Origin of the sequence: Nostoc sp. (assembly GCF_036916985.1) — a bacterium.
In the GTDB taxonomy this organism is placed as follows: domain Bacteria; phylum Cyanobacteriota; class Cyanobacteriia; order Cyanobacteriales; family Nostocaceae; genus Nostoc.
Genome location: NZ_JBALFD010000007.1, coordinates 1 through 12,756, shown reverse-complemented (window position 1 = coordinate 12,756; position 12,756 = coordinate 1). Strand labels below are relative to the sequence as shown.

General features: G+C 45.8%; 9 protein-coding genes. 5 read left to right on the top strand and 4 right to left on the bottom strand.

Annotated features, from left to right (window positions below; all coding sequences use genetic code 11):
- Positions 1 to 13: 13 nt before the first annotated feature.
- The 5 genes from V7L07_RS01600 to V7L07_RS01580 are packed head-to-tail and all read left to right on the top strand — an operon-like array spanning position 14 to position 10,527.
- On the top strand, positions 14 to 2,941 hold the full coding sequence (locus tag V7L07_RS01600) for a CHAT domain-containing protein (RefSeq protein ID WP_335054441.1): 2,928 nt from the start codon (positions 14 to 16) through the stop codon (positions 2,939 to 2,941).
- Positions 2,942 to 2,983: 42 nt separating this feature from the next.
- Positions 2,984 to 4,984, top strand: coding sequence for a hypothetical protein (locus V7L07_RS01595; RefSeq protein ID WP_335054439.1), 2,001 nt, complete (start codon positions 2,984 to 2,986; stop codon positions 4,982 to 4,984).
- A gap of 2 nt (positions 4,985 to 4,986) precedes the next feature.
- On the top strand, positions 4,987 to 5,793 hold the full coding sequence (locus tag V7L07_RS01590; RefSeq protein WP_335054437.1) for a hypothetical protein: 807 nt from the start codon (positions 4,987 to 4,989) through the stop codon (positions 5,791 to 5,793).
- Positions 5,790 to 9,647: an nSTAND1 domain-containing NTPase gene (locus tag V7L07_RS01585; protein ID WP_335054435.1), complete on the top strand. Its 3,858-nt coding sequence runs from the start codon at positions 5,790 to 5,792 to the stop codon at positions 9,645 to 9,647. Before V7L07_RS01590 ends, V7L07_RS01585 begins: the two co-directional genes overlap by 4 nt.
- Before the next feature lie 55 nt (positions 9,648 to 9,702).
- Positions 9,703 to 10,527: a DUF928 domain-containing protein gene (locus V7L07_RS01580; RefSeq protein ID WP_335054433.1), complete on the top strand. Its 825-nt coding sequence runs from the start codon at positions 9,703 to 9,705 to the stop codon at positions 10,525 to 10,527.
- A 34-nt stretch (positions 10,528 to 10,561) separates the two neighbouring features.
- Here the strand turns inward: V7L07_RS01580 and V7L07_RS01575 are convergent, their stop codons facing one another.
- From V7L07_RS01575 to V7L07_RS01560, 4 genes are all read right to left on the bottom strand, one after another.
- Positions 10,562 to 11,224, bottom strand: a complete 663-nt coding sequence (locus V7L07_RS01575) for a hypothetical protein (RefSeq protein WP_335054431.1) — start codon at positions 11,222 to 11,224, stop codon at positions 10,562 to 10,564.
- A 26-nt stretch (positions 11,225 to 11,250) separates the two neighbouring features.
- The gene (locus V7L07_RS01570; RefSeq protein ID WP_335054501.1) at positions 11,251 to 11,337 is read right to left on the bottom strand and encodes a hypothetical protein; all 87 of its coding nucleotides are present in this window, start codon (positions 11,335 to 11,337) and stop codon (positions 11,251 to 11,253) included.
- Complete coding sequence (locus tag V7L07_RS01565; RefSeq protein ID WP_335054503.1) at positions 11,337 to 11,462, bottom strand: hypothetical protein; 126 nt, start codon at positions 11,460 to 11,462, stop codon at positions 11,337 to 11,339. The genes V7L07_RS01570 and V7L07_RS01565 overlap by 1 nt, the downstream gene beginning before the upstream one ends.
- A gap of 65 nt (positions 11,463 to 11,527) precedes the next feature.
- The gene (locus tag V7L07_RS01560) at positions 11,528 to 12,358 is read right to left on the bottom strand and encodes a hypothetical protein (protein ID WP_335054429.1); all 831 of its coding nucleotides are present in this window, start codon (positions 12,356 to 12,358) and stop codon (positions 11,528 to 11,530) included.
- Positions 12,359 to 12,756 lie beyond the last annotated feature (398 nt).

Sequence of the window (12,756 nt, the reverse complement as noted above, 5' to 3'; positions counted from 1 at the left end):
AAAGGAATTAACCATGCAATTACCGCTTTTACGGCAGATGAAACGTTTATTACGATTCTTGGGTTTAGGAATTGGCACAACTCTATTGATTCTGGTTTTGAGCCTCATTTCTATTCCTAGTAATGCACAGCAGATTCTATCTCATCGCCATCCCCCTGATTTCGCTCCTCCTCTATTTCAGGGGAGCGGGGATCTTGCTTTATCCACGCAAAGTAATTTCCCTACTCAAGCCAGTCAGTCAACCAGTTCCGCTATTGACCTAGTGCAGCAAGGTAAAACCAGTTACCAGAAAGGACAACTGGAACAGGCAATCACTCATTGGCAACAAGCAGCAGATGCCTTTGCCGCCCAGGGCGATCGCTTGCATCAAGCTATGACCTTGAGCTATGTGGCTCAGGCATACCAACAATTAGGAATATGGGACAAAGCCAACCGCGCGATCGCTCAGAGTCTGGAACTGCTGAAACAATCCAATCAAGGAACAACAGGCGATCGGCTGCACATTTTGGCAGAAGCCCAAACCATTCAAGGTAGCTTGCAACTAGACCAAGGACTGGCATCCGATGCCTTCACTAGCTGGCAACTTGCCGCCAAGACCTTTCAGCAGGCAGGCGATCGAGCAGGTGTCATCCGTAGTCAAATCAACCAGTCCCAAGCATTAGTAACCCTCGGTCTTTACAAGCGAGCAAATAAACTGCTGGGGTCACTGTATGAAAAACTGCCACCAGAAGAACCCCTCCAGCTTGCCATTCTGCTCAACTATGGCGAAACCTTGAGATTAGTGGGGCACTTACAAGTAGATCAACTACTGACAACCCAAACGTCACAGCGATCGCAAAACTCCGCAGCCGTGTTAGAGGAAGGGTTGAAACTGGCTCAAAAATTGCAGTCTCCCGTTGACATTACCAAAGCCCAGATTAGTTTAGGCAATACCTACCGCGCCATTTATCAACAGCAAAAACGGCTACAACCTAATCCATGTCCTCAGCCGGAGGTGCTGGCATACCTAAACAAAGCACTGCAATATTATCAGGAGGCGGCTCAAGAAACTGATTCCCCAACTAGCAAAATTCAGGCCCTATCCAATCAACAAAGTCTGCTGTTGGCTACTCAGTCTGATTATGAATCGATTAATGCCAATAATACCCAACAAACGCAGCAAGTGTTGGCGATCGCATCTCAAATTCAAGGGCAACTCGATCGCCTGCCCCTTAGTCGGATAGCTCTTTATGCAAAAATTCAACTAGGGTATAATCTGCTGCGGCTAGACCAGATCCCCTCAAAACTCAAAGACAGCAAAGCCAGCAATCAAGCCGCGCAACTTCTAGAAGTTGCAGTCAAACAAGCCCAAACACTAGGCGACCAAGTAGCGCATTCCTATGCATTAGGTTATTTGGGTCAAGCCTATGCCCAACAGCAGCAGAGCGATGATGCTCTCAATCGGACAAAGCAAGCGTTAAGCCTCACCACTCAAGCGCTGAACCTGGCCAAAACGATCAATGCTCCCGAAATTGCCTATCGCTGGTTTTGGCAGTTAGGTCGTCTCGACCGAGCCAATAATCCAGAGGGGGCAATCAAGAACTACAGGGAAGCTTACCGTACAATAGAATTGCTCAGAAAAGATTTGGCATTCGATAACACAGAATTGCAATTCTCCTTTGAAGAACATCCAGTAGAACAAGCCTATCGAGAATTGGCCGATTTGCTGCTGCAACCTCAAATTACAGGAGCAAAAGAAAAAGAGGCAGATGATAAGAATCTGCAAGAAGCACGCGAGGTTATGCGATCGCTGCAAATGACCGAATTGCAAAACTTCCTTCAGCAACCCTGTGCCGAGGCAAGCTTGCAACAGATTGACAAGATTACGGATGAGTCAGATTCGCCGACTGCTACCGTCTCTCCGATCATTTTTGGCGATCGCATTGAGGTGATCGTCAGGCTACCCAATCAAAAGCTGTTTCACTATCGAACCGATTTACCAGAAGCAACCGCTAAGGCTACGATCACCCAATTTCAGCGCGATTTGCAAGAGTCTTATACCTTTGATGCCGTCAAAGAAAACGGACAGAAAATTTACAAATGGCTGATTGAGCCTGCTCAAAAACAGTTAGAAAGCGCACAAATTAAAACGATTGTCTTTGTTATGGATGGCCCTTTTCGGAATATTCCGATGGCGGCGCTTTATGACGGAGAGCATTATCTGATTGAGAAATATGCAGTTTCAGTTTCTCTAGGGTTGGACTTGAGTAATCCTCGCCCACTCCCGAACGCTGACTTAAAAGTATTGGCAGCTAGCCTTACCGATCCTCCGAAGCAACGTGACGACAAGTTTAAGTTTGCCAAATTGAGCTATGTAAAGAAAGAGTTGGATGCGATCCAAAAAACGAAGGGAGTCAGTGTGACTCTGATTCAGGATGAAAAATTTACCCGCAATTTGTTCAACCAAAAATTCAATGATTCTCCCTTTAAAATTGTTCACCTTGCAACCCACGGGCAGTTTAGCTCCAACCCTCAAGACACCTTCATCTTAACCGCAGGTAGCAACTCAGCCGCAGACGGCAACTTTCTTTCCGATGGCAAAGTCCGGTTAAAAGATTTTGATGCAATGTTCCGGACTCGAGAACTCAACCGAGCCGATGCTATTGAACTGCTGATCCTGAGTGCCTGTGAAACCGCTTCCGGTGATGATCGCGCCACCCTGGGGATTGCCGGAACAGCTGTTAAAGCTGGTGCGCGGAGTGCGATCGCTTCTCTCTGGAGCTTAGATGACGAGTCCAGCCAAACGTTTATCGCAAAGTTCTACAACGCCATTACTCAGCCTCAGACAAGTCGCGCCCAAGCTCTGCGTCAAGGCCAATTGGCATTATTACAAGCACAGGATGGCCCCTATACCCACCCCCGCTACTGGGCACCCTTCCTACTCGTCGGCAACTGGCTCTAGCCCGTGTTTAGCCCCATCCAAAATGACTCATGGAGGACACGAATGCTCGAAGAACAACTCTATTTCAATGGTATCGATGGTGCAACTGGTAAGTATCTCCTTCCACCACTGACTCCTGAGCAGGTTGCTAAAATTGCTCAGGGTGAAGAATTTGACCCAGCGCACTTGAAAGAACTCCAGCGCAAAGATCGTTCTGTTAAAGGCTTGGAACGAGACTTTGCCCCCATCGAAGGCGTTGATCCCAAAAATTTGGCAGAAACTGGCTGGGGGGTAATCTTTGCCTTTGACCCAGAGGCAAAAGGCCCGAATCCAGAGATTAAGGAAGCGCTACGGGAATTATTAGAGCATCGGCAAACGCAGGCAACCCAGAACAACCAGAAATACTACCAAGAATACCTCTATCGTCCCGGTGAATCAAAAAATCAGTTTTTAGCCCGGTATGGTGTCGGCCCGGGGCCCGCCGATCCGGAAAAAATGCCCTATTACTTACTGATTGTAGGTGAGCCTGAAAGCATTCCTTATCGCTTTCAGTATCAACTCGATGTACAATATGCCGTGGGTCGAATTTGCTTCGACAAGCCCCAGGAGTATGCCCAGTATGCTCGTAGTGTGGTAAAAGCGGAAACGGGTCACTTTTCACTGCCGCGTCGCGCCAGCTTCTTCGGTGTCTGCAATCACGAAGATAAAGCTACAGAACTAAGTGCTGCTCATCTGGTTCAACCCCTAGCCGAATGGATCGCTCAAGAGCAACCAAGCTGGGAGGTGCAGTCAATCCTAAGAGAAGAAGCCACTAAAGCCCGTTTAGGTGAGTTACTAGGCGGGGATGCCACCCCAGGATTACTGTTTACCGCCAGTCATGGGATGGGGTTTCCCAGTGGAGATATTCGCCAAACCTCGCATCAGGGCGCATTACTTTGTCAGGATTGGCCAGGTTCGCAGTGGCACACTGCAATTCCAGAAGACTTCTACTTTTCAGCAAGTGATGTCGGTGACGAAGCGCGATTGCTTGGTTTAATTGCCTTTCACTTTGCTTGTTACGGAGCAGGCACGCCCAAACTGGATGACTTCGCCCATCGAAGCAACCTAGCTGGAGGAAACAGTACCGGACGATCAGCGATCGCCCCCCAAGCGTTTGTTGCCCGCCTGCCCCAACGACTACTCAGCCATCCCCAAGGTGGCGCACTGGCGGTGATTGGCCATGTGGAACGAGCCTGGGGCTACTCTTTTTCTTGGCCAGACATTCGCGGCTTTGAACAATCTCGCCGTCAATTAAGCGTCTTTCAAAGTACATTAAAGCGCTTACTCGAAGGACATCCCGTGGGGTCGGCGGTGGAATATTTCAACGAGCGCTATGCCGAGCTTTCCTCCGATCTAAGTGCCGAACTAGAAGAGATTAAGTTTGGCAAACATGCCGATGTTTTGAGCTTGGCAGGGATGTGGACAGCTAATAATGATGCCCGCAGCTATGCCGTTATTGGCGATCCCGCAGTGCGCTTGGTGGTGGGAAATCAACCCTTTAACGCTTTTGAACGTCCCACCATTGAACCAGTATTCCTACCGACAGCACTATCCCCAGAAGCTTTAGCAAAGGAGTCTGTGAGCATGGTTGAAAAAGTAACGATAACCGAGTCTACAGTACAAGATTACGGCTTATTTGATGCCTCTGCCTTGAAGCAAACCCAGCAGCGATTAATGGATACACTGCAACAGTTCTCTGAGCAACTGAGTAAATCCTTACAGAAGGCAATCGATGAAACTTCCAGCCTTGAGGTGTCTACCTACACCAGTGATGATCTCAGCAGTGTACATTACAACCCATCGTCTGAACAATTTGAGGGAACAGCAAAACTCCAAGCATTGACCCGCATTAATCTCAACGGAGATACCTTTATTTGCTTGCAGGAAAAAGAGGGCAAACTGGATGAAACCCTGGGGAAAATCCACCAAGAAGCTGTTAGTCAAGCTCGAACCCATCGAACAGAACTACTTAAGATAACGGTTTCCACCGTAACTGAACTGTTGAAAGTGTTTAAGGTGGTGTAATTGTGAATTGGAGCCGACAATCACCTATCTTTGAACTCTTTGATCCAACCTTAGCAGAAAACATCCCAGATGTGATCGGCTTATGGGCAACTAATCCTGGAACAGCAGATGCAACTGTTACTTTTGCATTGAATTCCGAGACGGTTATAAATGCCCCTTTATGGCGAGCCAATTTCCCCTCGGATCTAAGCAAGGCAACCTTACACTTAAGCCATAGTGAAGAGATACTCAGCCAATCCCAGAAAGCAATGGTAACAGCGATTGATCGGGTGCATCGGCTAATTCACACTATCGCTTCTGAGTCTGATCTAGCTTTCGATCTGGTCTCAGTTGACGAGGCACAACCACAACCGGAACGTGAACTGTTGGCATCTCTGCAAGCGATTCAAAAACCAGATATACCCATCAGTTTTGGAATAGGGGAAGAGATTGCTGGGTTCTCGCATCAGGCATTTGAGCAGTTCCAAATCTTCATAGAACGGTTGTTGAAGGTAGTTGCTCATTATACCTGGGTAGAAACTCAGATGGAAGGTCGAACACTAGCGCAAACTTCGGTTGCTTGGTTAGGTGATGTTGATAGCATCTGGCAAACGGGATTAAGTGCTACACAGGTTAGCCTACATCAACGCACATTGTCTTTAGCTTTGGCTTCCAGAGATGCTTTATTGCAAATTTTCTGCATCGCAGTTCAAGCCGCGCTCAAATTGTCTGTTCTTGTCAATGTGCCAGGAGGTCTGATCTTGGTACTTCCCGTGGTATGGCAATTTATCAATCGGATAATGACTCAGTTAAGGAAGGTTGACTCATGAGTACATTTGAGATTGCCATCCAGAGAAAGTTTGAAGATGCCTGGCCTGTTGTTACCAAATTTAGATCCGTAGATGGGTTAACCATCCACGCAGAAGGCACTTTTCGGTTCAGTGTGGATGAGTTTAATCAGTTAATTGAGCTACAAGACGAAGCAGAAGAATATGGCACACTCTTGGGCAAGCAGCTGTTTCAGGGAGAAGTCAGGGATGCCTTAATCACATCTCACAGTCAGACTCCAGACTGTCTCAGAGTTTTACTCTCAATTGAAGTAGACAAAAAAGATCCGTTGAGAACCCTACATTGGGAAAGGCTGTGCGTCCCCATTCCGTCTGGTGCTTGGAATCACTTAGCCCTTGATCAAAGGTTGCCCTTTTCCCAATATATTCCAACAAGTCTTGATCGCCGCTTTCCCCCCATCGGGCGGCGTGACCTGCGGGCGCTGATACTGGTGGCTTCACCAGAAAATTCAGAGCAGTTTAAATTAGCCCCTTTCAATATCGAGACAACTGTAGCAACTGTGAGATCGGCGTTGGGAGAAATTCCTTGCGATGTGCTGGCTAATCAGGTTGATGGGGCAATCGGTGCGCCGACACTTGACCAACTCTGTGAACAATTAACCAACGCTCAACAACCTTACACCCTGCTCCATATTGTTTGTCACGGCAGACTGATGACAGATGGCGAGGGTGATACTGGTCTCTACTGGGCAACCGACAACAATCAAGCAGAGCTAGTATATGGAAAAGATTTACTGAAACGGCTGGGTAGAATCGGCGGGAAAAATGGACTCCCTCACTTGACCTTTCTCTCTACTTGCGAGAGTGCCGATCCTAGAGCAGAACGAGCCTTAGGAGGATTAGCCCAGCGATTGGTGCGAGACTTAGCCATGCCTGCGGTGGTTGCGATGACCCGTAAGGTAAGTATTGAAACCGCCTTGGCGCTAGGTCAGCGTTTTTATCAGCGGCTGAGAGAGTCTGGTGAAGTAGATTTGGCGCTACAGGAGGCAACAGCCGGTCTGGGAAGCCGCCGTGATATTGCCGTTCCAGCCTTGTTCAGCCGCCTGGGGGAACGGCCCTTATTCAGCGATCGCTTGGAAGGTCGAGAGCTGACCGATGCAGAAATCGAGTTTGGCATCGCAGAGTTTCAAAAGCTAATTGACGATCGCGCTCCTCAAGCCACAAAGCTGAAAGAGAGTTTCAATCTCCAGAAGGGAACCCTGAAAACTTTTCAAGGAGCCGAATCTAGCACTGGTCTGGATAAACGTAAGCAGGCACTAAAGGAACTCAACTATCTCTGCGAGCAGGTGCTGGAAATTAGCTTTGATGCCTTAGCTGCCCTAGGTAAAGAACCCCCTGAATACAAAGCTGAATGTCCTTTTCCAGGCTTGTCCTCCTTTGCTGGAGCAGAATATCACAAGTTTTTCTTTGGCCGGGATGAACTGATTAAATCGCTCCAAAAGGAACTAGTTAAAGACAATTTCTTAGCTGTGTTAGGGCCTTCAGGTAGTGGTAAATCTTCAGCCGTGTTAGCCGGGTTAATTCCGCAACTCCAGCAGCAAGAGCCAGCCTTAAAGTTAGCCTATCTGACGCCGACTAGCGAACCCCTGGATCAGCTAGAAGCCAGCCTTTCCAGTGTAGTAGGTGAGTCTGCCGTGTTCGTGGTCGATCAATTTGAGGAACTGTTTACCCTCTGTACCGATGAAGACAAGCGAAATTCTTTCATCGATCGCCTATTGGATCTGGCTCAACAGCAAAAAGTCATTATCACCCTACGGACAGATTTTTTGGGTGAGTGTACTCATTACCGCAAATTAAGTCAGCGGATCGAACAGCGACAAAAATTGATTGGCCCGATGGAATCGGCTGAATTGGGTAAAGCGATGAAAATGCAGGCAGACCAAGTGCTGCTGGAGTTTGAAACAGGCTTGAGTAATGCCATTTTAGCTGAGGTCGAGGGTGAACCGGGTGCGATGCCGTTGCTGCAATACGCTTTGCAGGAACTGTGGAATCGGCGGCGGGGACGATGGTTGTGCTATGACGAATACAATGCGATTGGGGGAGTGCAGCAGGCGATCGCCACCACTGCTGACGAGTTCTACAAGAACCTGACACCGAATGAACAACAACAAGTCAGGCACATCTTCGAGCAGTTAACCCGTGTCGATGAGGATTTTGACCCGTCGAATCGAGAGGATCAACCTAAGGATACACGCAGGCGAGCAACACGCAATCAACTGGTCACAGAAAGTAGTGACCTAAATCAAACCAGAAACCTGGTGGTAAAATTAGCCAATGCCCGATTAGTGATCACCAAGGGCGATGAAGTAGAAGTTGCCCATGAAGCTCTCATCCTCCACTGGCCACTGTTACAGGGCTGGTTAACCGAAAGTAGACCTCGCCTCAAACTTCAACAGCAACTCCGATCCACGATTAAACGATGGCAAGAAAGTCAGGATGACGGGGAATTGTTGCGCGGTGGGCTATTGCAAAAAGCCACAGATTATCTAAAGGAGGCTCCCGATGCCTTCAGCCAGGATGAAAAAGCGTTTATTCAAGCCAGCCAAGAGTTACCCCGCCGTAAACTAAAGCTTCCTACTGTACTAAAAACAAGTTTTGCAGTGGCAGTTGTAGTCGCAGTAGTACGTATTTTGGGAATCATCCAGCCGCTAGAATTGGCTGCTTACGATCAAATGATGCGGCTTAAACCCAGTGAAGGGCAGGATGAACGATTCTTGATTATTGCAGTCAATGATAATGATATTCGGGAACAAGGCAACCGTAAGGAGGAAGGACAAAGCAGTGTTCTGAAAGATCCATCTCTCGAAAGGCTCTTGAAGAAGTTGCAGAAGAATCAACCCCGCGTTATCGGGTTAGATTTGCTGCGGGATTTCCCGGCTAGAACAAAGGAATTAGCTATTCTTTTGGGGGAGAACAAGTATTTAGTTGGTATATGTACATCACCGGAAGGAACTAATAACCAGGTTGGTCAAAAATATCCTATAGAAATAAGAGACAAAATTTCAGAGCGCGTGGGCTTTAGCAATTTTATAGACAGTGATGTTACGCGCCGTCAACCTTTGCTCAATCCAGTCATAGAGGATAAATTTTGTCCTACAGAACATTCTTTTAGCTTTGCGATCGCCCTTCGCTATTTGGAGGTAGAAGAAAAAGCTAAACCATACCAACCTTTGACGACATTGCAAGGAAAATATGCTAGTGATTTACAATTTGGCAAGACTTATATAAAACGACTCAAAGGTCTTGCTGGAGGATATCAAGGGAATCTATCTGAACCTAATACAGCCCAGATATTACTCAATTATCGCTCTTTTGAGGGGACTCCTAAAAATTTCGGTGAAAAGATCAGTCTTGAAGACTTTCTGCGCTTAGATGACAAAAATTCTGAGCAAAAAGTTAAGAATAGGATTGTCATAATTGGTGCTGATAGCGAGGTCAGTGCAGATTATGTATCTACGCCTTACGGCCCATTAGCCGGATCGATCGTTCAGGCGCAAATGGTCAGCCAGATTGTCAGCGCAGTATTAGCTAAACGTCCATTAATTTGGTGGTGGCCTGTTTGGGCTGACGTGCTTTGGATCGGTGTCTGGTCTCCAGTGGGTGGGCTAGTTGTTTGGCGATTTCGACAACCTATGCAATGGGTGATGGGTGCAGCCTCTCTCACAAGCTTGGTAGGCATCTGCTATGTCATCTTTGCCTATCAGAGTGGCTGGATACCTCTTGTACCAAATATTTTCGCTCTAGTCGGTACGGCTGGAGTTGTAGCTTTCAAGACATTTAGACTTCGACAAGGCGGTTCTACAAAAAAGATAAATGTTGCTAAAAGTCCAGGCTGAATGAGTGTAAGCAGCCTTGCAAATGTTTTCTGTAACCTTACTAATTAACACCATTATGATTCTTACTAAATTACTCTCCTGGATCAGTATTGTTATTTATACCGTCACTTTTTTTCTTAGCAGTTTCGCAATGTGGGTTCCACCAGTACAGGCGGCAGATTGTTTCTTTATTGTTTTCTGTTCCTCCAGCAAGAAGAGTAGTTTCCTGAGTAAAGGCGGGGTCAGGCGGGGCCCCTGCGCCGACGACGAATTTGCATCTTTAATTGCCCTTGCTCCTGAGAGAAAGCTGAAATCAGACCCCGCATCTACAGAAGAAGTGGGAAAAACGGTTGAGGATTATCCAACATTTTGGTTTTATCTTCCTCCTTACCCGTCTTCAATAAAATCAGCAAAATTTGTGTTGTTAGATGAAAACAGACATCTTGTTCAAGCCCCTGTTTATGCCCAACTTCCTCAGGCTTCTGAGGAGTCTCAGCTACATAAAAATCCAGGTATCATTGCTGGATTGACACTGCCAAGCAAAGAAAAAGCCCTGGAAGTTGACAAACAATATAGTTGGTATTTTTCGATCCTGTGTGATTCTCAAAAGCCGTCCAGAAATCCTGAGGTGACTGGACAGATTCAACGTGTTCTTCCGGGTCTACTACCCAGGGTTCCCGAACCCGCTTATATTGTCCATAGCAAGATTTATACAGAAACTGATGGCATTAAGAATGTGGTGTTTTATGATACTGTAACTCAGTTGGTTAAAAAACGTCGTACCTATTCATCTGACTGGAAAACTTTACTGAATAAATCAGATATTCCCACTTCTGCTGAGATAGTTGAATTGAAGATTCTGGACGAGGTTCCAAAAAGCTGTGATTTACTCGCTAGCTAGGGGAAACGTGTGACTTGAATGAAAAAATGGGCTTTTAGCTCACATTATGATTCAAGTCATACTTTTGACCTTTAGTACCCGCTTCTTTTACCGATATTTCTAAACCTTGAAGATTGGCAAATCCAACAACACTGTATTTATGTCCACATGGAGTATTTACTCTGTCCTGTTCAACTTCAACCGCTTTTAACCGGTGCAAAATTTCGGTCTGTTGCTGTTGTTGCTCCAGTAAATATTGTTCTTGCTGTGCCATCTGTTGTGCGATCGCAGCGAGTAACTGTATTTGTGTCATCGCTGTTTCGGAAGGATTAGTAGGTTTATTCCAGCCCAATTTATCTTGAATCCACGCACGAATACCGATGGTGTTGAATGAACGGCATACCAATCTGGCTTGTTTAGTGCAGTATCTACCAGCTTCGTAAGCGTAGTACTCTAAGATAATTGCGATCGCCATATCAGGAATACCGACAGTTCTCCATTCGGTTAAGTTAACAGCTTGAAAGCCTGATTCCATAAGCATTTGAGCCAGTTTAGAAGGTTCTAGGTTAACGCTGTCTAAGGTCTTGAGAATTGCCACAGCGCTGACCCCAGCCAGTCTTGCAGTTGCCCGAAGGCTAACTTTCGCTTGACCATTAGTGTCAACTTCAATCTCTTGTTTTATCTGTTCGATGATTTCGACGATTTCAATTTGTGACATAATTTTAGTTGTGTGATTAGAAAGAATTAAACATTTACCCGCACCAAACTTTTTTCACCAACCAGGGAGAAGCGATTCGATATAGTTGGTGTCTTAATTAACGTTGCCGACATCAATTCAACAAGGTAAAACCAAGAATTATGCACCAGCGCAATCCCGCGGATTGGTTCAGCCCATCAGGGATATCGATGTGTGCTTCACTGACGATTTTTTTAACAACTGTAACGATGACTCTCATGGGTAATTCCTATTTGATTAATTGAGGATTCAGAAGTAAAAATATTCTGAATCCTGATTTGTGATTTACACTGCTCCCGCTTTTGCAGTTTGCAACTGTTGCATCCATACGTTGATTGCCGTTAATTCATCAGCACCGTTAGTAACAGCATCAACAACTAGCTTTTGATACAAAGATTCGGCATGATTGGGATATTCACACTTGTCTGCTGCCCAAGCCAAACACATGGTTTTTACCAATTCATTAATCTTGCTAATATGAAGTAGACTTGGGCGGTCAACATCCTGAAATTGCAACCACTCTCTGACCAAATCAAGTGGATAATCAAGCAAGGTGCGAATATTTTTAACTCGTAAGTCTTGAGTCGGTACTGGTTGAGGAACTACGCTAAGTTTTGGTGTAGATGGGATAGTTGAGGATGTGCCACCTAAGCGAAATTGGATGTCACGAATGATTGTTGCCCAATCAGCATTTTTGTTCCATTCTCTTTCAATTCTGCTTTTACTTGCAGCATCGTAAAGATTGCAGAAAACTGTATTCTCGTCACCAGCATTCGCAACGATAATCAGTGGTTTAGAAAAATCCTGAACTAATGAGGCAGCGAGAAGAAAGCTTTTGGCGAAATTGGTTTCAACACCAGTCCTGACAACATAAAGTTCATCTGCACTCACGACAATATCCAGCTTGAGATTATCCTTTCCTTTGAACTCTTTAGTCGTAAATCGCAGTTCAGACAGATAACCAGTTAATGCTCTTTGGGAAACAGGGATAGTTTTCTCCCTCTCAATATCGTAGTGATACCACAGGTAAGATTCTCCACCTAACTCAGCATTTTTGACATATAAATAGATGGGTTCTGGAGGGTTGCATAAACCTAGTTTGATTTCAGTAACCATGTTCACCTCGGTTAAAGTTTTATTGATTGTTGTTCTGTGTGCAATAATGGGAATTCTGTAGCGGAAGAAAAACTTCCGTGCGTTCATCTAAAGTAATGGCATTCCTTTAGGTGAACGCTTTTGTACTAATTAGAAAGTTCTCGATTACGGTCTAACTCCCATTGCAGATAGGTGAGTGCAGTTTGAGCATCAGCAATGTTTAAATCAGGGCTATATCCCAACTTCAGCAGTCGTTTGTAGTCTGGGTGTGTAGCAATTTCAAATATCAGGCTTTGGGCTTGATCAACTAAGTAGTGCAGATTTCAATACTGCTCGGTTAAGGGAAAATAGATGGTGAAATAAAGAATATTTTGTTCGCGTGTAAATTACGAGAACATAAACAGATGAAAAGGTTGCTT